Origin of the sequence: Abyssibius alkaniclasticus, assembly GCF_020447305.1 — a bacterium.
In the GTDB taxonomy this organism is placed as follows: Bacteria; Pseudomonadota; Alphaproteobacteria; order Rhodobacterales; family Rhodobacteraceae; genus Abyssibius; species Abyssibius alkaniclasticus.
Genome location: NZ_CP095732.1, coordinates 1,070,680 through 1,091,768 on the forward strand (window position 1 = coordinate 1,070,680; position 21,089 = coordinate 1,091,768).

General features: G+C 61.8%; 20 protein-coding genes. 2 read left to right on the plus strand and 18 right to left on the minus strand.

Going from position 1 to position 21,089, the window contains the following annotated elements:
* Nucleotides 1–2: 2 nt before the first annotated feature.
* From LGT41_RS05510 to LGT41_RS05565, 12 genes are all read right to left on the minus strand, one after another.
* Complete coding sequence (locus LGT41_RS05510) at nucleotides 3–1,265, minus strand: imelysin family protein (protein ID WP_274129086.1); 1,263 nt, start codon at nucleotides 1,263–1,265, stop codon at nucleotides 3–5.
* A gap of 93 nt (nucleotides 1,266–1,358) precedes the next feature.
* A complete protein-coding gene (locus tag LGT41_RS05515; RefSeq protein ID WP_274129088.1) occupies nucleotides 1,359–2,495 on the minus strand; it encodes an ABC transporter permease in 1,137 nt (378 codons plus the stop codon).
* Nucleotides 2,492–3,430, minus strand: coding sequence for an ABC transporter ATP-binding protein (locus LGT41_RS05520; RefSeq protein ID WP_274129089.1), 939 nt, complete (start codon nucleotides 3,428–3,430; stop codon nucleotides 2,492–2,494). Before LGT41_RS05520 ends, LGT41_RS05515 begins: the two co-directional genes overlap by 4 nt.
* A 2-nt stretch (nucleotides 3,431–3,432) precedes the next feature.
* Complete coding sequence (locus tag LGT41_RS05525) at nucleotides 3,433–4,377, minus strand: HlyD family secretion protein (protein WP_274129090.1); 945 nt, start codon at nucleotides 4,375–4,377, stop codon at nucleotides 3,433–3,435.
* Nucleotides 4,374–5,024 (minus strand): TetR/AcrR family transcriptional regulator, encoded by a 651-nt coding sequence (locus LGT41_RS05530; protein ID WP_274129092.1) that lies wholly within the window; start codon nucleotides 5,022–5,024, stop codon nucleotides 4,374–4,376. The genes LGT41_RS05525 and LGT41_RS05530 overlap by 4 nt, the downstream gene beginning before the upstream one ends.
* Nucleotides 5,025–5,127: 103 nt before the next feature.
* A complete protein-coding gene (locus LGT41_RS05535; RefSeq protein WP_274129093.1) occupies nucleotides 5,128–5,742 on the minus strand; it encodes a TetR/AcrR family transcriptional regulator in 615 nt (204 codons plus the stop codon).
* Nucleotides 5,743–5,792: 50 nt separating this feature from the next.
* Nucleotides 5,793–7,343, minus strand: coding sequence for an ABC transporter substrate-binding protein (locus LGT41_RS05540; protein ID WP_274129094.1), 1,551 nt, complete (start codon nucleotides 7,341–7,343; stop codon nucleotides 5,793–5,795).
* Nucleotides 7,327–8,334, minus strand: coding sequence for an oligopeptide/dipeptide ABC transporter ATP-binding protein (locus LGT41_RS05545; protein WP_274129096.1), 1,008 nt, complete (start codon nucleotides 8,332–8,334; stop codon nucleotides 7,327–7,329). The genes LGT41_RS05540 and LGT41_RS05545 overlap by 17 nt, the downstream gene beginning before the upstream one ends.
* Entirely contained in the window at nucleotides 8,331–9,302 is a 972-nt protein-coding gene (locus LGT41_RS05550) for an ABC transporter ATP-binding protein (protein WP_274129098.1), read from the minus strand. Before LGT41_RS05550 ends, LGT41_RS05545 begins: the two co-directional genes overlap by 4 nt.
* Nucleotides 9,299–10,189: an ABC transporter permease gene (locus LGT41_RS05555; protein ID WP_274129099.1), complete on the minus strand. Its 891-nt coding sequence runs from the start codon at nucleotides 10,187–10,189 to the stop codon at nucleotides 9,299–9,301. Before LGT41_RS05555 ends, LGT41_RS05550 begins: the two co-directional genes overlap by 4 nt.
* Nucleotides 10,173–11,123, minus strand: a complete 951-nt coding sequence (locus LGT41_RS05560; protein WP_274129100.1) for an ABC transporter permease — start codon at nucleotides 11,121–11,123, stop codon at nucleotides 10,173–10,175. Before LGT41_RS05560 ends, LGT41_RS05555 begins: the two co-directional genes overlap by 17 nt.
* A gap of 9 nt (nucleotides 11,124–11,132) precedes the next feature.
* A complete protein-coding gene (locus tag LGT41_RS05565) occupies nucleotides 11,133–13,148 on the minus strand; it encodes a CocE/NonD family hydrolase (protein ID WP_274129101.1) in 2,016 nt (671 codons plus the stop codon).
* A 140-nt stretch (nucleotides 13,149–13,288) separates the two neighbouring features.
* Between LGT41_RS05565 and LGT41_RS05570 the strand changes: the two genes are divergently transcribed.
* On the plus strand, nucleotides 13,289–15,367 hold the full coding sequence (locus LGT41_RS05570) for an oxidoreductase (RefSeq protein ID WP_274129103.1): 2,079 nt from the start codon (nucleotides 13,289–13,291) through the stop codon (nucleotides 15,365–15,367).
* Nucleotides 15,364–16,890, plus strand: coding sequence for a trimethylamine methyltransferase family protein (locus LGT41_RS05575; RefSeq protein ID WP_274129105.1), 1,527 nt, complete (start codon nucleotides 15,364–15,366; stop codon nucleotides 16,888–16,890). Before LGT41_RS05570 ends, LGT41_RS05575 begins: the two co-directional genes overlap by 4 nt.
* On the opposite strand, the gene LGT41_RS05580 is transcribed toward LGT41_RS05575, so the two are convergent.
* From LGT41_RS05580 to LGT41_RS05605, 6 genes are all read right to left on the minus strand, one after another.
* On the minus strand, nucleotides 16,887–17,954 hold the full coding sequence (locus tag LGT41_RS05580; RefSeq protein ID WP_274129107.1) for an alpha/beta hydrolase: 1,068 nt from the start codon (nucleotides 17,952–17,954) through the stop codon (nucleotides 16,887–16,889). The two genes, LGT41_RS05575 and LGT41_RS05580, sit on opposite strands and share 4 nt — an antisense overlap.
* 67 nt (nucleotides 17,955–18,021) lie before the next feature.
* Nucleotides 18,022–18,405 (minus strand): cation:proton antiporter, encoded by a 384-nt coding sequence (locus LGT41_RS05585; RefSeq protein WP_274129109.1) that lies wholly within the window; start codon nucleotides 18,403–18,405, stop codon nucleotides 18,022–18,024.
* Entirely contained in the window at nucleotides 18,405–18,692 is a 288-nt protein-coding gene (locus tag LGT41_RS05590; RefSeq protein WP_274129110.1) for a K+/H+ antiporter subunit F, read from the minus strand. The genes LGT41_RS05585 and LGT41_RS05590 overlap by 1 nt, the downstream gene beginning before the upstream one ends.
* Nucleotides 18,689–19,189 (minus strand): Na+/H+ antiporter subunit E, encoded by a 501-nt coding sequence (locus LGT41_RS05595; RefSeq protein WP_274129112.1) that lies wholly within the window; start codon nucleotides 19,187–19,189, stop codon nucleotides 18,689–18,691. The genes LGT41_RS05590 and LGT41_RS05595 overlap by 4 nt, the downstream gene beginning before the upstream one ends.
* Before the next feature lies 1 nt (nucleotide 19,190).
* Nucleotides 19,191–20,735 (minus strand): monovalent cation/H+ antiporter subunit D, encoded by a 1,545-nt coding sequence (locus LGT41_RS05600; RefSeq protein WP_274129114.1) that lies wholly within the window; start codon nucleotides 20,733–20,735, stop codon nucleotides 19,191–19,193.
* Nucleotides 20,732–21,088, minus strand: a complete 357-nt coding sequence (locus tag LGT41_RS05605) for a Na+/H+ antiporter subunit C (protein ID WP_274129116.1) — start codon at nucleotides 21,086–21,088, stop codon at nucleotides 20,732–20,734. Before LGT41_RS05605 ends, LGT41_RS05600 begins: the two co-directional genes overlap by 4 nt.
* Nucleotide 21,089 lies beyond the last annotated feature (1 nt).

Genomic DNA, 21,089 nt, shown 5'->3' on the forward strand with positions numbered 1-21,089 from the left:
GTTTACTGGAACACGGCATCCGGCGCGTCCAGGCTGTCAGAGCCTTCAAGCGAAATGGCGGTCAGGTCCAACGCTGTCACCGCGCGTTCAATCGAGCGGGTTTGGGTGACAAGCCGATCGACCGCGCCAAGGATCAGCGCCTCGCCTGCTTCATTGTCGCGCGCCAGCATCATGTCATAGGCCATGCCGGCTTTTGCGGCATCGACAATCGCGCCAAGTGCTTCAACCGATGCGGCGATTTCAGCCTCAAGCCGCAACGCAAGCTCGGGGGTTTCCTCGGCCAGCAGATCGGCCAGCGACGGGCCGGAAACAATGCTGCCGTCAATGCGCGTATAACGGCCCAGATAGACATTCTGAATGCCGACGCCATCATAGTAATGGCTATATTGCGTATTGTCGGAAAAGCAGTCCTGCTCTTCTTCGGGGTCATTCAGCAGCACACCAAGCTTCATGCGCTCACCCGCCAATTCGCCGTAGGACAACGAGCCCATGCCGGTGAGCATCGCGGAAATGCCGGCGTTTTCATCGGCCAGAACGGCGGCACGTGCCGCGCCAGTCTCGCCCCAGGCCGCGGCCATTTCGTCAAGGTCGGCCACCAGCAATGTGCTGGCTGCGCGCAAATAGGCGGCGCGGCGGTCGCAATTTCCGCCGGTGCAGGCATCGTCTGTGGCATAATCGGTCCAGGGGCGGTTGCCGGCACCCGGCCCTGTGCCGTTCAGGTCTTGCCCCCAAAGCAGAAATTCGATGGCATGATAGCCCGTGGCGACATTGGCCTCCACCCCGTCTGCCTCTTGCAGCGTGTTTTGCAGCAGTTCGGGTGTAATTTCGGTTGCATCAATCTCGGCGCCGGACAGGGTGAATATCGGGTTGGCAATGACATTGAGCGCGGCAAAACCGTTCTCGTCTGTCGCACCGCCATAGGCCGGGTCGACATAGTCGATCAGCCCTTCATCGAGCGGCCAGGCATTGACGCGGCCTTCCCAGTCATCAACCAGCGGGTTGCCGAAACGGTAAACCTCGGTCTGCATATAGGGCACGCGGGCGGCGCGCCAGGCAGTGCGCGCGGCGTTCAGCCCGTCTTGCGACGGGGCGGCCAGAAAGGCGGCGATCGTGGCATCAAGCTGTTGCGCGCTGGTCAGGCTGTCGCGGTATTTGGCGGCGGCGATATCGGCATAGGTGGTCAGCACATCGGCTTTTTCAACGGCAAGAAGCGGCTGGGCGGCCAGCAGGGCCGTGGCAAGGCTGGCCGTGAAGATGCGGGTCATAAATGGTCCTTGGTATTGGTTTTGACGATTGCGCGCTAAACCTACTAAAAGAGTTGGGTATGTCAATCCTGATTTTTTTAGTAGGTTTATTGCTCAGTCGAGTGTCTGCCGGTAGCGGCGCAAGGCAATGACCGAAATGACCAGCAAGATCAGCGCGATATTCGCCAGATCGCCCGCAATATCGGCCAGGTTTGCGCCCTTCAGCATGACTTTGCGCACAAGCCGCAGGAAATGCGTGGCCGGGATGGCGCTGCCAATGGTTTGCGCCCAGCCCGGCATGGCGGCAAAGGGGAACATGAAGCCCGACAGCAAAATCGTGGGCAACAGGGTGAAAAACGAAAGCTGCATGGCCTGCATCTGGCTGCGCGCCACGGTTGAGATGAGGAAACCCAGCGCCAGATTGACGATGACAAACAGGTTGAACCCAATGAAAAACGCCAGCGGCGCGCCGATGAACGGCACATTGAACAACAGGCGCGAGGCCAGCAGGAACACCGCCGTTTGCACATAGCCAACCACCACATAGGGCAGGATTTTGCCGAGCATCACCTCGAACGGGCGCACGGGCGTGGCGATGAGTGTCTCCATCGTGCCCTTCTCGCTTTCACGCACAATGGCCACCGCCGTGATCATCACCATTGTCAGCGACAGAATCACCCCCAAAAGCCCCGGCACGATGTTGATCGAGGTGCTGCCCTCGGGGTTATATTGCTTATGCACAACCACCCCCACCGGCGGCGGCGCACCGGCGGCAAAGCGCAGCGGGCCGGTCAGGGTTTCGGCAATGGCGGTGGCGACAATGCCGCTCATGGCGCTTGCGGCACCGCCAACGGCGGCGGGGTCGGACGCATCGGCCGAGAGCAGAATATCGGGCGACAGGCCGCGCAGAATATCACGCTCGAAATTCTGCGGAATGACGATGACGAAATTCGCGCTGCCATCGCGCAGGGCACGGTCGCCTTCCTCCGGGCCTGTAACCGTGCCCTGAAAATCGAAATAGGTCGAGTTGCTCATCCCCATGAGAATGGCGCGCGTGACCGGGCCTTCATCGCCCATTTCAACCAAAGTAGGCAGGTGGCGCGGGTCGGAATTGATGGCATAGCCGAAGATCAGAAGCTGCATGATCGGCACGCCGATCATCATCACAAAGGTGATCTTGTCGCGCCGCATCTGCACGAATTCCTTGGAGAGAACCGCCAGAAACCGCGCAATGGAAAAGCCCCATCTCATGGTGTGTCTGCCGCGAAATTGTCCTTCGTGCCCGCCATGAGGTAGATGAACGCCTCTTCCAGCTCCGACTTTTTCTCCACCCATTCATGCGTGCCGTAGCTTTGATAATGTTTCACCAGCGCCTCAAGCTCGTCGCGGTTGGTGCCGGAAACATGCAGCACCGCCCCGAACCGCGCCACCTGCCCGATATCGGGTTCCAGCCGCAAATCGGCTTCGAGCTTCGAAATATCCGGCCCCGTCACGCGCCATGTATGCAACCCGATCATGGCCGGAATTTCAGCCGCAGGCCCGGCGATGAGCTTTTTGCCATAGGCGATATAGGCGATGTAATCGCATTGCACCGCCTCATCCATGTAATGGGTCGAGACCAGCACGGTGACACCCTTGGCTGACAGCGCGCGGATTTCATCCCAGAAATCGCGCCGTGCTTTCGGGTCAACGCCCGCTGTTGGCTCATCGAGCAGCAGCAGCGAAGGTGTGTGGATCATGCAGGCCGCAAGCGCCAGCCGCTGCTTCCAGCCGCCCGAAAGCGTGCCTGCAAGCTGCTTGGCGCGGTCGGCTAGGCCCAGATGTTCCAATGCCTCATCCACCCGCGCCTTGCGCGCCTTGAGTCGATACATGCGGGCGATAAAGTCGAGGTTTTCGCGGATGGTCAGATCTTCATACAGCGAAAAACGCTGGGTCATATAGCCGACATTTTCCTTGATCTTGTTCTGCTCGCGCAGAATGTCAAAGCCAAGGCAGGTGCCGCTGCCCGCATCGGGGGTGAGCAGCCCGCACATCATGCGGATGGTGGTGGTCTTGCCCGAACCGTTGGGGCCAAGAAAGCCGTAGATCGCGCCCGCCGGCACTTCCATATCAAAGCTATCGACAACCTTGCGTTTGCCGAAAATCTTGGTCAGCCCGGTAACGGAAATGGCCGGAGCGGCGTGCATGGTCATGGCCGCAGGGTCAGCGGCTGGCCGGGCAGCAGGCCCGCGGCATTCAGGATTTCCGCCTCGGCGCGAAACACCAGCCGTGCGCGTTCCGCGCGGCTGTAAATGATGGGCGGTGTGTATTGCGGGCTGGGGGCGATGCGCAGCAGCCGGGCGGTAATGCCATCCGGGCAGCCGCTACACTGCACGGCAAATTCCTGCCCAAGCCAAAGCTGCGCGCGGTCGCTTTCGGGAATGTAGAACAGCGCCTTCAGGCTGTTTTCGGGCAAAATCGCGACAACGGGTGCGCCGGCACCCGCAACCTCGCCCACGGCATAAAACACCTCGTCCACCACCCCGTCGGCAGGGGCAAACACCGTGCGGTCCTTTAGGGCCAGCCGGGCATCATCGGCTTGCGCCAGCGCGGCTTCAAGCGCGGCTTCCGCCCCAATGCGCTGGGCATCGCGCGCGGGCAATTCGGCCACCTGCAACTGCGCCTGAAGCTGGGCAACGCGCGCATCGGCACCTTGCAAGGCGGCGGTGTCCCCATCAATCCGCGCCTGTGTGACCGCGCCGCTGGCCAGCAGGTTTTGCGAGCGTTCAAGCGTGAGCCGGGCAAGCCGCTGGTCGGCCTCGGCCTGGGCGAGCGTGGCGCGGATCACGTCTATTTCGGCCGCGCGGCTGCCCGTGGCCAGGTTGTCAAGCGTTGCACGCGCCACGGCAACCTGCGCCTCGGCGGCGCGCAATGCGGTGGTTTGATGCGTGTCATCGATGCGAAACAGCACCGCGCCCGCGGCGATGGGCGCGCCTTCTTCGGCGTTGATTTCAACAATCCGGCCCGCGGCGGCGGGGGCAACATAGACATAATCCGCCTCGGCATAGCCATTATATTCGGTAATCATTGGCCCGGCAAAACCGGGGTAGAAGACCACGATGATCGAAACAAGCCAGTCGGGCAGGTTGCTCATGTGTTTGCGCCTTTTTCGGGGGCCAGTCCGGCCAGCAGAATGGCAAGATGGTTTTCAACCAACCGCTCTATCGCAAGGCCGTCACGCGGCGTGATGCTGAACACCTCGTGCAGGATGATATGCGCCATGATCGGGCCAACCACGGTGCGTGCGGTCAGTTCCGGGTCGAGCGGGCGGATAAAGCCACCCGCCATCCCCTGTGCAAGCAGCGCCGTCACGGCGGGCAGGGCGCGGTCCAGCACGGCCTTGCGGAAGGTCTTGGCCATATCCGGGGCGGCAAGGGCTTCGCGCAGCACGATCATCGGCACGGCGCGGCGGGTATCATCGCCCAGCATGGCGGCCAGCATCCGCAGGAATTGCGCCAGAAGCGGGCGCGGGTCACCCTGATGGCTGGCGATCCGCTCGAAAACCTCGTCGGAGAGCGGGGCGATCATGCGTTCGACCAGGCCTTCGAGAATGGCGTCTTTGGAGGGAAAGTAGAGATAGACCGCGCCTTTGGACAGATCGGCGCGCTTGGCGATCTGCGCCACGGATGTGCGCGCAAACCCCTGTTCGGTGAACAGGGCAAGCGCGGCATCCAGCACCTCGCCCGGGCGGGCCTTGGCGCGGCGGCGGAATTTCGGTTCGGAGGGCGAGTCGGGTTCCATGCGTAAATAAATAACTGACCGGTCAGTTATTAGCAAGACGGTAAATCACAGGCTGCCCTGATCCAGGCGGCGGCCCGGCACGCATGAGAGTGGCGCGTTGGTCTTAACCCTGCTGTGGGCGGATCGGGCCGAGATAGGGTTCGAGCAGGTTGTAGCAGGCATCGCGCACATCCTGGCTGGATAGCCGTTCAGGGTCGATGCAGCGTTGCAGCCATAACCCGTCGATCAGGCTGATGAACATTATGGCCAGCGCCCCTTCGGCAATGGCCAGCTTGCGCCCCGCCGCAGCACGGCGGATGCCGACGATCACCCTGTCATGGTAATGGTCGTAATAGCGGCGATGTTCGTCGCGCAGGGCCGGGCTATTGGCCACCTCGCCCCACAGCGCGAGCCAGGCGCGCAACGTGTCGCGGTCGGTAAGCGCGTCAGATAGCAGCGCCTCGATCATCTCGACAAGATCGGCGTCAACCACACGGCCCGGGGCGGCGGCACCGAGCATCCGGTCATAGGCGGCGGCGTAAACCGCGCGCAGCAAACCTTCTTTCGATTTGAAGTGATGGGTGATCAGCCCGCGCGAGGCGTTGGCCTCGGCGCAGATCTTGTCGACCGTAAAGCCGGTTATGCCACCACGCGCAAGGCAGGCAAGCCCCGCCGCGATCAGCATTTCGCGGCGTTGTGCGGCAGTATAGCGCCGAAAGCGCGGAGAGTCGGTTTCCATCGTCATGTCACAAGAGTTGCGGCGCCGCAGCACACGGCGCCGCCTGCGCCTTACATTCTGGTAAAACGGGTCGGGTCGGGGTGACCGTCGGACAGGATGGTCGGGCTGATGCTGCTGTCATGCACCGCAAGATAGGGCTCAAAACAGATAAACACAAACCCGCCGGACTCCTCCATCAGGTCTTCCATGCGGTTGAACATCACCTTGCGGGCCGCGACATCGGTTTCGACCATTGAAGCCTGATAAAGCTCTTCAAACTCGGCGCTGTCAAAATGCGACCAGTTGTAAACGCCCACCTGATCGGGCCGGAACCAGACAAGGTTCTCGGTCGGGTCAGTGCCGCCCGCATAGGACATCAGCACAAGCTCGATATTCAGCCAGTCATCGCCGGCAGTCTTGTCGCCAAGCGACCAGTAGCTTGCCTCGTCCACGGGTTCGATATTGATGGTGATCCCCGCCTCGGCCATTGTCGCCTGAATGATCTGGGCGATGGTTTGTGAACTGCTGTCATTCAGGGCATAAAGCGTGAGGGTCAGGTCCGACATGCCGGCCTCGGCCAGCAGCGCGCGGGCCTTTTCCACATCGCGCGCCCCGATGATATTGCCATCGCGCGCATATTGCGAGGTGGGCGGGATAACCCCTGCCGAGCGTTCGACCGCGTTGTTATAGGCCCCCGCCAGCACCGTGTCGCTGTCATAGGCATATTGGATGGCCTGACGCACGCGCGCATCGCGCAGGTTTTCCGCCGCCATGTTCACGGTCAACCATGTGTAGGTGGTCGAGGGGGCCTCGATCAGCGTCGAGTTTGCGGGCATATTGGCGCGCAATGTGTCAAGCGAGGTCACGGCAAAGCGCGTCATGTCAAAGGCATCCGCCTCATAGGCCAGCAAGGCCGCCTGATCGTCGGGCACGATATAGAACTCGATCTTCCGGAAACTGGGGGCTTCGCCAGTCCAGTCGGGGTTTGCCACCAGCGTTACGCGCTGGTTCTGCTCCCAGCTTTCCATCAGATAGGGGCCGCATTCGGCGGGCATCTGCGTGGTAAAGCTGCCGCCCACCGCCTCGGTTGCGGCTTTGCTGACGATATGGCCGCCATAGAATGGCAGGGCGATTGCAATGAAGGGTGCGAAAGGCTGGGTGAGGTGGATAATGCCCGAACGCGCGTCGACCACTTCGACATGGTCGAGCATTTCAAACTGGTAGGACCAGGCGCTGTCAGACCCGGCGATGCGCTCGAAAGAGAATTTCACATCTTCGGTGGTGACGGGGCCGTAGCCATTGGTCCAGTTCAACCCTTCGCGCAATGTAAAGGCAATGGCCGTGGGGCTTTGCCATTCCAGCATCTCGGCGGCATAGTTTGAAATTTCGTTGCCCGCGCGCATATCGCCCATGCGCACAAGGCTGACAGTGGTGCAGCGCGGGATGATCTCGTCCAGCTCGCCAATAATGCCGTAGGGGTCCAGCACCTGATAGTCGCCGGTCAGGCGCAGGCGCAAAGTATCGCCCGCTTGTGCCCAGGCTAGTCTGGGGGCCAGGGCCAGGCTGGCGAATGCGGCCCCGCCTGCTTTGAGAAGTCCGCGTCGGTCAGTTCTCCATTCCATTGGGTTCACTCCTGTTGTTAAGCTTCAATGTTTCGGCGAAATGGCAGCGCACCTGCCCTTCGCCTATTGTGCGCAATTCAGGCGCAGTCGTTTGGCACATCGGCTGTGCATGGGCGCAGCGCGTGTGAAATTCGCACCCCTTGGGCCGCAGAAACAGGCTTGGAATCTCGCCCTTCAGCGCAAGGTCGGTGCGGCGTTTGCGCGGGTCGGGCTGGGGTTCGGCGGCAATAAGGCTGGCGGTGTAAGGGTGGCGCGGATTGGCGAAAATGGCATCGGTGGGGCCGGATTCCACCAAACGGCCAAGGTAGAGAATGGCCAGCCGGTCGGTCACATGGCGCAGCATGGCAAGATTGTGCGAGATGATCAGCACAGAAAGCCCGAGCGCGGTTTTCAGCCCGGCCATCAGGTTCAAGACCTCGCCCTGCACCGAAACATCCAGCCCGGCCGTGGGCTCATCGGCCACAAGCAGCCTGGGGTTCAGCGCCAATGCGCGCGCCACACAAACCCGCCGCGCCTGCCCGCCCGAAAGCTCGTGCGGGAAGCGGGTGGCAATTTCGGGTGGCAGGCCGACCTGTTCCAGCAATGCGATGACCTTGGCGCGGCGGTTGGCCACGCGTTTGCCGTGGATGATGAACGGCTCGTAAAGCAATGCCCCCACGCTCATCCGCGGGCTGAGCGAGGCGACAGGGTCTTGAAACATCATCGCGGTTTTCTGGCGCAAGGTGCCAAAGCTGGCACGGCTGCCAAGCGGTGCGCCATCAAAGCGCATCTCGCCGCCGCTGCTGGCCGTTAGCCCCAGCATGGCCAGCGCCAGCGTGGTTTTGCCGGACCCGCTTTCGCCCACAATGCCCAGCGTTTCGCCCTCCCCGATTTGCAGGCTGACCCCGGCCAGAATATTCAGCCTCGGTTGCGCGAAACTGACCATGCCAAGCAGCCCGCTTTCCAGCGGAACATCAACAGTGAGGTTGCGAATATCAAACAGCGCGCTCATCGGGCCACCTTGTGGCATAGCGCCGTTTGGCTGGCGGAAATGCGCACGCGCGGTGGTGGAACGCTGTGGCAGGTGGCATCGGCCAGCGTGCAGCGCGGGGCGAAGGCGCAGGCTTTGGGCGGGTTCACAAGGCTTGGCGGGCGGCCCGGAATGGTGGGCAGGGTTGGGCTGCGCTTTTGCAGATGCGCCGGGTCGCAGCCGATCAGCGCGCGGGTATAGGGGTGCTGCGGTGCGTGGTAAAGCGCATCGACCGTGGCCTCTTCCACGACCTGCCCGGCATACATCACATAGACCCTGTCGCAAATTTCGCCGATGACGCCAAGGTGATGGGTGACAATGATGATCGCGCCGTTGATCTCGTCGCGCAGGCCGCGCAAAAGGTGCAGAATCTGCGCCTCCATCGTGACATCAAGCGCGGTTGTCGGCTCGTCGGCCACCAGAATCTGCGGTGACATGAGCAGCGCCGCCGCCATCGCCGCGCGCTGGCGCATCCCGCCGGAAAGCTGGTGCGGGTAGCGGCGCAGGCATTGTGCCGGCTCGCCAATCCCAACCCTGGCCAGCATTTCGGTTGCGCGGGCCAGCTTTTCGCGGCGGCTGGCCTTGGGCAGATTGTGCTGAAAGTCGACAAGCTGCGCGCCGATGCTCAACACGGGGCTGAAGGCGGTCATCGAATCCTGAAAGACCATCGCAATTTCGGCCCCCCGCAACGCGCGCTGTTCGGCCCGCGTGCGGCGCAGAATATCGCGCCCGTTCAGCGCAACCATGCCGCCGGTCACTTCGGCATTTGGCGCCAGTAGGGCGTTCAGGGCGCTGACAAGCGTGGATTTGCCACAGCCGCTTTCGCCGACAATGCCCACAACCTCGCCCGCATTGGCGGCAAGCGAAACACCGCGCAGGGCTTCAACCATCCCGTCATCGCTATGATAGCTGATGGCAAGCCCGGCAATCTCCAGAAGCGGCGGATTCATCGCACCACCCGCAGTTTGAGCTTGGGGTCGAGCGCATCGCGCAGCCCCTCGCCAAGGAAGGTGAAGCCGATTGTACAGAACACCAGCGGAATGCCCGCCACAATCACCATATGCGGGGCAGAGCGCAGCGAGGTATAGCCATCGTAAAGGATATTCCCCCAGCTTGGCGTGGGCGGTTTCACCCCGAAGCCAAGGTAGCTGAGCCCGGCTTCCAGCATGATGACCACCGGAATATCCATGCTGAGCAAAATCACCAGCGGGCCAACGACATTGGGCAGCAGGTGCCGCAGCACAATGCGCAGCGGCGATGCGCCGATGGAACGTTCGGCCAGAATGTAATCCGCCCCGGCCAGCGACAGGGTTTGCGCGCGGATCAGCCGCGCATAGCCGGGGATGGAGACGATCACGATGACCAGTATCAGCGTTTCGGTGCCCGGCCCCAATACGGTAATGATGGCCAGTGCGAACATGATCATCGGCAAGGACGAGAAGCTGTCGAACAGCAGCACCAAGAGCGCATCAAGCCAGCGCGGCCCGAAGCCCGCGACAAGCCCCAGCAGCAGGCCGATCGCCCCTGCAATGCCGGTGGCGGTAATGGCAATGCCAAGGGCAACGCGCGCCCCCCAGATGATGCGCGATAGCAAATCGCGCCCCAGATGGTCGGTGCCAAGCCAATGGTCCCAGCTTGGGGTCTGGAACTTGTTCAGCACGTCAATTTTGGCGGGGTCATAGGGTGCGATATAGGGCGCAAGCAGCGCCATCAGGATGAAGCCGGCCACAAGGACAAGCCCGGTCATCCCCATCGCATCGCGCCGCAGCGCCCGCCATGCGGTGCGCCGCTTGGGCGGCAGGGGTTCACTCAGGCTGGCTTCACCCTCTAAGGACATCACGCACCCTCGGGTCGAGCTTGGCAATCAGCAAATCGGCCGATGTGACCACCAGCAAATAAAACCCCGTCATGAACAGAACCGTGCCCATCACCACCGGATAGTTGCGCTTTTCAACGGCGCCAGTGATCAGCGTGCCAATGCCGGGGCGCGAAAACACGGTCTCGACAAACACCGCGCTTGACAGGATAGAGCCAAAGCCGATGGCCACAATCGCAATGGTTGGCACAATGGCAATGCGCAAGGCATAGCGCAGCACCACGCGGGTTTCCGGCAGGCCAAAGGCGCGGGCCGTGCGCACATGGTTGGCCCCCATCACCTCCAGCATCGAGGCGCGCACGAGCCGGGCAAGGTAGCCGACCCATGTAATGCCAATCGCGAAGGAAGGCAGGATGAGCGCGCGGAACTGACTCCAGAAATCGCCACGCTCGCCCGCGCCAATGGCCGGAAGCCAGTTGAGCAGGACGGCAAAAATCAGCAGTGAATAAAGCGCGATGACAAAGGACGGCACCGAGATCATGGCAACCGACAGCACCCCAAGCACACGGTCGATGAAGCTGTCGCGCCAGATGACCGCCATACAGCCAAGCGCGATGCCCCCCACCAGCGCCCAGCCAAGCGAGACCACACCAAGGATAAGCGTTTGCGGGAAAACTTCGAGGATGACATCCAGAACCGGGCGTTGCGACCAGACATCGATGCCCAGATCACCCTTCAGGATAGAGCCGAAGAAGCTGAGGATTTGCGTGCCAAGCGGCTGGTCCAGCCCCATGCGGGCAATGAGCAGCGCCTTAAGCTCGGGCGAGGCGCGCGGCCCCAGCGCCACGGTTGCCGGGTCGCCCGGGATGACAAACACCATCGCGAACATCCCCAGCATGACCACAATCAGGATCACAACCGCCAGAAGAATGCGTTTGATGGCGTAATTCAGCATCAGTGTTCCTCAAACCATGTCACGGGGAATCCTTTCATCCCAGTCACGGGCGAAGATTTCGGTGCCGTTTTCCGAAATTCGAAGCTGCATCCTGACGATGAAGTCCTTGGCGTCGCAGGTGAGCGTGCCAATCGAATGATGCTCGATTGTCGTATCGGTGCGGCGGATTTCGACACGGCTTTCGGTGAATGTCAGTGCCGAAAGCGGGTCGCCATCGGTAATCTCGTGGCGGCAGATGCCGGAGGATACATGCGTTTGTTCAATATCCGGCATTTCCGTGGCCGCGTTCCAGCGCGGATAATCAACCGTGATATGCCCGCTCAGCAGATCGCGCGTGATGCGGCGGCGGGGCGCTTCGGGGGTGGGGTGGGCTATGGTGGGCGTGTCTTGCGCCTCTTCCGGCGACTCGAAGGCGCGCAGGTTTTTATCGGTCTCGCGGGGCGGGCGCACAGGCAGTTCCAGCCACGAATCGCCGCATTTTACGGTAAGCGTTGCAAGCTCGGGCGAGGGCCAGACCAGCGGGTAATAGGCAGTGGACAGCGCCACGGCAAGGCGGTGGCCCTTGGGGAAGTGATGGGCGATGTCATCCATTTCCACCACCGCGCCATAGGTTTTGCCGGGTTCCAGCGCCGTTGCATGTTCGTGGCTATCACGATGCGTGAGGTTCAGCACGCCAACACCAACGCGAGTTGAACGGCCATCGGGCATCACATCATTCAGCCGTGCGGCCACCAAAGCCTGTGGTTTGTCGCTGGAGAAATGCAAATGCACCAGCGGCGCGCCCAGAATTTCGAGCGGTTCGGTGAGCGGTTCGGACAGGAAGACAAGGCTGCCGCCGTCATCTTCGCGCTGGTCGCCCGGCCAGTCGGCATCTTCGCCATAGCGCCCGACCTCGCCCGCATTCAGCCCCACCCAAAGCGGCGAGCAGATGGCGGCATCGCCCGCCTGCACAGCACCGCCCAGCCGCATTCCGGCATTCAGGGGCAGTTTCTGCGGGGTGATGTTGGGCGAAGGCCAGCTTTCCTCGGCCACCCAGCGGCCGCGGCGTTCGGTATAACAGGTGGAAGGTGGCACCGAATCCTGCATCCAGACGCGATACATCGGCTCCTCCATGATGCCGGTCTCAACCCCCTTCATCCAATGGTCACACCAGCGCAGCACCTCTTGCAGCCAGCCGATGGCGGGCGCAACCGCCACGTCATAGGGGTAGGAATGCGCCCAGGGGCCGACAAGGCCAAGCCGCGGGCCCGAAAGCCCGGCCAGCAGGCGCGGCACGGTTTCCGAATAGTTATCGGCCCAGCCCGACACGGCATAGACCGGAATCTTGATGGCCGGGAAATCCTCGCAGACCGAACCTTGCTTCCAGAATTCATCGCGCCGCTGATGCCTCAGCCAGTTCAGGATCCACGGGCGCTGGTGTTCCATCCGCGCCCGCCACATCTCGCGCCAACGCGCGCCCACGATCGCGGGGTCGGGCGGAAGGTCGTTATGGGCGAACATGGTCGAGGACCAGTCGAAATTGTCTTTCGACAGGCAGCCGCCAAGCCAGTGAATGTCGGTGGCGTAACGATCATCGGTCGAACCGACGGTAATAACGGTTTTCAGCGCCTCGGGCTGGCGGGCGGCAATTTGCAGCCCGTTGAACCCGCCCCATGAAATGCCGATCATGCTGACCTGGCCGTCGCACCAGTCTTGCGCGGCCAGCCAGGCAATCGCCTCGCAGCCGTCAAGCTGTTCCTGCACGGTGTATTCATCATCGATCAGCCCGTCGCTATCGCCGGTGCCGCGAATATCGAGCCGGATGCAGGCATAGCCATGCCCGGCCAGATACTTGTGCATACCCTGGTCGCGATAGCGCGTTCCGTCGCGCTTGCGGTAGGGCAGGTATTCCAGAATGGCGGGAACCTTGCCCGCGCCTTCGGGCAGCCAAAGCTTGGCGGCCAGGCGCGTGCCATCGGCCAGCGGCACGAAAATATTCTCAACCACCTTTACGGGATAGGGAAATTCTGTCCGGACCTGCGGCATGGACTCCTCCTTGTTGAACAACGATACAACACAAGCGGCATCCTGCAACCAATAATTTTTGCAACGTGTCTTTTATAGCCAGCTTGACGCGGCGGTTCATCCGCTCTTATGATACATTCATTCAACAAGGAGCAATGTAAATGCCCCGCAACCCCCGCTATGACATTCTGTTCGAGCCCGTCAAAATCGGCCCGAAAACGGCGAAAAACCGGTTTTTTCAGGTGCCCCATGCCAGCGGGATGACCAATGCCGCCCCGCATGTGCGCGCGGCGTTTCGGGGCATGAAGGCCGAAGGCGGCTGGGGCACGATTTGCACGGGCGCCTGCTCGGTTGACCCGTCATCGGATGATTCCCCCTTTCCGTTCGCCACGATGTGGGACGAATCGGATATCCGCAGCCATGCGGTGATGACCGAAGCCGTGCATGAACATGGCGCGCTTGCCGGCATCGAGCTTTGGCATGGGGGTGCCGTGGCCATGAACCGCACCAGCCGCATCGCCCCGCTTTCGCCTTCGGGTGTGCCCTGGATGGCCACGCATGTGCCCTTCATGTCGGCCCAGCGGCCCAAGATCATGGATGCCGCCGATATCCGCGACCTGATCCGCTGGCATTGCGATGCGGCGGTCAGGGCCGAACGCGCGGGGTTCGACATTCTCTATGTCTATGCGGGCATGGGCTATTTGCCCTACCAGTTTTTGCTGAGCGATTACAACCAGCGGACCGATGCCTATGGCGGCACGGTCAGGAACCGCGTGCGCCTGGTCGACGAGTTGATAGACGCCGTGCGCGAAGCCACGCATGGGCGCTGCGCCGTGGCGTTGCGCATTTCCTTGCAAGAGCTGCGCGCCCGCCCGTCGGATCTGGCCGAAAGCGAAGCGCATGAGGTGATTTCCCTGCTCAAAGACGCGCCCGACCTGTTCGATGTGAAGATGGATTATTCGGCCTCCGATTGTTCGCCCTCGCGCTTTACCGCCGAAGGCAGCCACGAGCCGGTGGTCGATTTCGTCAAGACCCTTACCGACAAGCCGGTGGTGGGCGTTGGTCGCTTCACCGCGCCCGATACGATGGCCAGCATGGTCAGGCGCGGCGTGCTGGACCTGATCGGCGGCGCGCGCCCCTCCATTGCCGACCCGTTCCTGCCCAACAAGATCAACGAAGGCCGCGAAGAGGATATCCGCGAATGCATCGGCTGCAATATCTGCATTTCCTCCTGGCATGACGGGGTTTGGGTGCGCTGCACGCAAAACCCGACAGCGGGCGAGGAATGGCGGCGCGGCTGGCACCCGGAGCAGGTGAAGCGCGATGGCAATGGTCAGGTGCTGGTGGTGGGCGGCGGCCCGGCCGGGCTGGAAGCCGCGCTTACGCTTGGCCGGCGAGGCTATGATGTGGCACTTGCCGAAGCGCGTGACGATTTTGGCGGCAGGCTGCTGTATGAAACCGCTCTGCCCGGCCTTGCGCAATGGCGGCGCGTGGCCGACTACCGGCTTGGCCAGTTGCGCAAAATGCCCAATGTTTCGCTTTACCCCGCCAGCCCGCTGACGGCGCAAGACGTTGCCGAATTTGGTGCCCAACATGTGGTTATCGCAACAGGCGCGCGCTGGGGCCACCAGCTTTGCGCGGCAAATGAATTGCCTATGCCCGCGCTGGATGCCCCGCGCATCTATACCCCCGATGACCTTGCCAAGGGCGTGCTGCCCGAAGGCCCGGTCGCGGTGTTTGACTTTGATAACTACTATCTTGGTTCCGCCATTGCCGAAGACCTTGCCGCAAAATCCCTGCCCGTGACCTATATCACCACGGCGGGCGCGGCGGCGGCCTGGTCCTTCATGACCAACGAGCAGCCGCATATCCATACCGCCCTGGCGCGGCGCGGCATTGCTTGCCGCACGCTTGAAGTGGTGACAGGGTTTGATGGTGAAACGCTGCGGCTCAGCCAGATTTTCAGCAGTGAGCGGCGCGAGATTGCCGCAAGATCGCTGGTAATTGTCGGGCGGCGCGATGGTGGCAGTGCGCTTTATGATGAACTGGCCGCGCAGAATAACCCGTTCAGCCTGCACCTGACCGGCGATGCGCTTGCCCCCGGCGCCATTGCACATGCCACCTATCAGGCGCATAAAACAGCGCAAAGCATTGGCCGCGCGGCCGCCGAAATTGCCCCGCGCCGCGATGCCCCTTTCAGTGTGCGCGCGCTTGCGCCCCAGCATCTGGCTGCCAAATGAGCGATGCCCCTCGCCGCAAACGCGCCCGCCCGGCCCGCATCATGGGCGGCATTGCGCAACCGCCTTTCGGGCGGCTGACCCGCCCCTATGCGCCAATCAAGGTCATCAGCGATGATCAGGTCGCGGCCATCCACACCAGCGGGCTGCGGGTTCTGGCCGAGATCGGCATGAAGGTGCTGCATCCGCCCGCGCGTGATCTGTTCAAGGCGGCGGGCGCGGAAACGCACGGCGAGATGGTGACGTTCGACCCCGATTTGGTGGCCGATCTGCTCAAATCTGTGCCCGAGTGCTTTACGCTTGCCGCGCGCAACCCTGATCGGAACCTGTTCCTTGGCGGCGATGACCTGATCTTCGGCGCGGTCGGCGGCCCGGCCTATGTGATGGATAATGACAAGGGCAAGCGCGACGGCACCTATGCAGAAATGTGCGACTATATCCGCGTGATCCAGTCGCTCAACATTCTGCACCAGGAGGGCGGCGGCCCGTTCGAGCCGCTCGACCTGCCCGCCAATACCCGCCATCTGGACATTTACCACGCGCAAATCACGCTGCTTGATAAAAGCTGGCAAACCCAAACCCTTGGCCATGCGCGCACGATGGACGGGATCGAAATGGCCGCCATCTCAATGGGCATAACGCCCGAGGGGCTGAAAGATGTGCCGATGTTGCTGGGCATCATCAATACCAACTCGCCGCTGCAACTCGATGTGCCAATGGCCGAAGGGCTGATCGCGATGGCCAGCTTTGGGCAGGTTGTGGCGATTACCCCCTTCACGCTGGCCGGGGCCATGTCGCCGGTAACACTGGCCGGCGCGCTTGTGCAGCAACATGCCGAGGCGATGGCCGGGATCATCCTGACCCAGATCGTGCGGCCCGGCTGCCCGGTCATGTATGGCGGCTTCACCTCGAATGTGGATATGCGCACCGGCTCGCCCGCCTTTGGCACGCCGGAATATGCAAAGGCGGCGCAGGCCTCCGGGCAGTTGGCGCGGCATATCGGCGTGCCGTTCCGCTCGTCCAATGTAACTGCCGCCAACGAGGTGGACGCCCAGGCGGCCTATGAATCGCAAATGTCGCTATGGGGGGCGATGATGGGCGGCGCGCATCTGGTCAACCATGCGGCAGGCTGGATGCATGGCGGGCTGACCGCCAGTTTTGAAAAGCTGATCATCGATGCCGAAATGCTGCAAATGATGGCCGCATATTTTGAACCGATCGTGGTGGACGAGGCGAGCATGGCCGTTGATGCCATTGCCGATGTCGGCCCGGCCGGGCATTTCTTTGGGGCCGAGCATACGATGAAGCGCTATGAAACCGCCTTTTACACGCCGCTCATTTCCAACTGGGACAATTTTGGCCAGTGGATGCAAAATGGCGGTATTGATGCGCGCACCCGCGCCAACCAGGTGTGGAAGCAGCTGCGCGATGAATATGTGCAGCCGCCAATGGATGAAGGCATATGCGAGGCGCTTGATGCCTATGTCGCCCGCCGCAAGGAAGACGGCGGCGCCCCGATGAACTAGCTGCTGCTGCTGGCTGGAAAGGCAATTTCGGCAATGCCGGGCACGCGCCGCGCTGGCGAATTGCGAAAATCCGACCCGAGCAAGCCGCGAAACAGCGCAATCACTTGCGGCGATGACATGGCAACCGCGTGGTTGCCCAGGTCGCTGTCTTCAAAGCTCGACAGATCGACCACATTCACACCCATCTGTTGCAGCCGGCTGAAATCCGTCACCCGCCCCAGCCGCGCACGGTTGCCGCTGATGCGTTCGGACAGTTGCAGAACAAGGTCATTCTGGGCCACCAGCACCCAAAGCTGCGCAGGGAAACGGCCCAGCCGCGCGATCTGGCTTTCAAACAGTTCAAGGTTGATGTCGGGCGACATCAGAATCACATCGGACAGGCGCGAAAATGCGGCGGTATTGCCGCCAATCGCCATCTGCCGCAGGGTTTCCATAACCAGCAGGCAGCCCATAGAATGCGCCAGAATGCGAATTTTGCGCCGCTCGCTGCGCGCCAGGGCAGTCAGCAGCGCCTCTAGCCCGTCGCGCGAAATGGCTACAGAGTCGCGGTCTTCCAGATAGCCGACCGCCGTGGCCGCCGAGGCCCATGAATAGCTGATTTGCGGACCGGGGATTTGATAGTCAAACGCCATTTGCGCGTGGCGATAGACCACCTCGGCCAATGTGTAATTGTAGCCATGCACGAAAATCTGCACTTCATCGCGGGCGCTGCCGGTGGCTGTTACCTGTGCCAGAAAGCTGGCCATAGTGTCATAGCGGCGCGTTTCCAGAACGCCAAGCCTGTCGGAATTGTCGCGCCCGGCCAGCGGCAATTCGACCTGCCCAACCTCATGCGCGGCGGGAATGCGCACATCGACCCGGCCAAAGGCGGGGGCATCGCCGCGCCCGTCACCGGGGTTGAGCTGCGCATCGACCTTGCGGTCGGTGGCCAGAAAGATCGGCTGCACGCTATCGCCGGCGACATATGGCACAGGCAGAAAGGCGCCGCGCTCGGCACAGCCGGCAAGCGCAAAGGCCGAAGCTGAGGCCAGAAAATATCGGCGGTTGACGGCGGAATAGCCCATGTAAATGCCCCTCATGACCCCGCAATCAGCCTAAGCAGATGCCGGCGCCCTTTGCAAGCCGGTGCAGCTAGGCGCTGGTCTCCTCGATCTCGCGATCCGCTTCGGGCACGTCAAGCGTGGACCATGTCTTGTCTTCCGCGGGCGGCGGGGGCAGCGCGCAAGCCCGGCGGTGGATATTCACCTTTGCCATGAAATTCGCCGAAACCGGGGCGGTTATGAACAAAAAGGCCAGGATCAGCAATTCGTGCAGCGAGCCTTCGCCAAAGGTATAGGCGTTCAGAATCGAGGCGAGCAAAAAGGCGCCTATGCCCACCGTTCCGGCCTTGGTGGGGGCGTGAAGGCGCATCATGGCGGCGTTGAACTTGAGCAGGCCGATGGCGGCAACGAAGGTGAATAACCCGCCGACCAGCAGAAGGAATGTGATGAGATATGTCGCGATAATTTCAAGCATTACTCGATGATATCCCCCCGCAGAACAAACCGCGCATAGGCCACGGTTGACACAAAGCCGAGCATGGCGATGATCAGCGCCGCCTCAAAGTAAATCTGCGTGCCATTGGCAATGCCCAGCAGCACGATCAGCCCCAGCGCGTTGACGAACATCGTATCCAGCGCCAGAATCCGGTCGCCCGTATCGGGGCCGATCCAAAGCCGGATCATCGCCATGATCTGCGCCAGGGCGACAACGCCAAACGCAGCATACATGGCCCAGTTCATAAGGTCGGTTGCAAAGCTCATTTGAAAATCTCCAGCAGGCGGCGCTCATACCGCGCTTTGATCTCGTCGCGCACGGCATCGGGGTTATCGGTATCCAGCGCATGAACAAGCAGGCTGTGCCCCTCATCCGACAGGTCGGCCGAAATGGTGCCGGGGGTCAGGGTAATGGTGCCCGCCAGAATGGTAATGGCTTCCGGTGTGCGCAATTCCAGCGGAACAACCACCCAGGCCGAGCGGATCTTGGCATTGGGCTTGGTCAGCACGATCCAGGCCACGTGAATGTTCGCGATGATGATATCCCAGATCACCAGGCCGCAATAGACCAGCATTTTCCCCCAGCGAAACCCTTGCGGGCGGTCGGGCCACCAGGGCGCCGTGGCAATGGGAATGGCAATGCCCAGCAGCAACCCGAACACCACCATACCTGCCGAAAGCTCGTTTTGCAGCAAGGTCCAGACGGCTGCCAGAAGCAGGGTCAGCGCGGGGTGGGGCAACAGCCAGCGGAGCAGTTTCAACATCTCAATACCCCCCTTCGCTTGGCTCTGAGAGCTTGCCGGGTGTCTCCAGCACGGTTGTCATATACCCATCGGGCGCGAAAAGCTGTTCGGCAATCGCGGTTGTATATTCCATAGCCGGGCCCGCAAAAACGGTATGCGCCACAATCAGGCTGACAAGGCCACCTACCGCGAAATAGCCAAGCCGCGGCGGGGCCAGCGGTTTGGCGGTATCGGGCGCATGTTCCAGGCCATGCGATTTCCAGAACAAAATGCTGCCCGCCCGCGCAAAGCCGACAACGCTGATCAGGCTTGCGCCCAGCACCACGGCCCAAATCCATGCCACATAGGCGCTGTCAAACCCGGCATCCAGAATGAGCAGCTTGCCGATAAAACCCGACAGCGGCGGCAGCCCGGCCATTGCGATTGCCGCAACAAAGAACAACCCCGCCGTAAGGTTTGTGCCGCTCATCGGGGGTTGCGGGGTCAGGTTCAGGTTATCGCGCCCTGTGCGCACCAGATCGGCGATAAGAAACAGCACGCCGGCCGCCAGCGTGGAATGCACGATATAGTAAAGCGCCGCTGCTATGCCGGCTGGCGTGAACAGCGAAATGGCGACCATGACCATGCCCATCGAGCCGATGACCGAAAAGGCGACAAGCCTGTCAAAGTGCCGTGCGGCCAGCACGCCGATCATGCCAATGGCCAGCGAAACCAGCGCGGCGGGCAACAGCCACAAGCCATGCAGGCCAGCGGTGGCCTCGAGCTGTGGCGGAAAGACAAGCGTAAAGACACGGATGATCGCATAGGCGCCAACCTTGGTCATGATCGCAAACAGCGCCGCCACCGGGGCGGGCGCTTCGGCATAGCTTGAGGGCAGCCAGAAATGCAGCGGCACCAGCGCCGCCTTGATGGCGAAAACCAAAAGCAGCAACACGGCAGCCACGCGAATGCCCACGGTCGCATCTGGGCTGATCAACTGCACACGCTGCGCAAGATCGGCCATGTTCAGCGTGCCGGTTTCGGCGTAAATCGCGCCAAGCGCGAACAGGAACAGGGTCGAACCGAGCAGGTTGAACAGCACATATTGCGTGCCCGCGCGCAGTCTTGCCGTGCCGCCCGCATGAATCATCAGCCCGTATGAGGCGATGAGCAGCACCTCGAAAAACACGAACAGGTTGAACAGATCGCCGGTCAGGAAGGCACCCATGATGCCCATAAGCTGAAACTGGAACAGCGCATGAAAATGCCGCCCGCGCGTATCCCAATGCGAGGCGATGGAATAGAGCAGCACGAAAAGCGCCAGCACCGCCGTGAGCAGCACCATCAGCGTTGAAAGCCTGTCGGCCACCAGCACAATGCCAAAGGGTGCCGCCCAATCCGAAAGCCGATACAGCGTGACCGTGCCATCGGAGGCCTGCCAGAACAGGCCAAGCGCAATCCCCACCTGCGCCAGCACGCCCGCCAGTGAAATGACCCGCTGGATGCCGATATGATAGCGCGCCGCCAGCACGATAAAGGGTGCAATAAAGGCGGGCAGCACAATGGGCAGAATGATCCAGTGCATCATGTTGTTGCCTCCGGATCTTGGTCAGGGTCCGGTTTCTGGTCATCCACATGATCGTCATTCGCGCCAAGATAGGCGCCGAGCGCGATCATCACGACCACCGCGGTCATCCCAAAGGAAATGACGATGGCGGTCAGCACCAGCGCCTGTGGCAGCGGGTCGGTATAGGTTGTGGCCTCATCGCTCAGGATGGGCGGCGCGCCAACCGTCAGCCGGCCCGAGGCAAACAGGAACACATTCACCGCATAGGTCAGCAGAGATGTGCCCATGATCACCGGAAAGGTGCGCAGGCGCAGCACCAGATACAGGCCCGCTGCGGTCAGAACGCCAATGGCGGATGCAAAGAGAAATTCCATG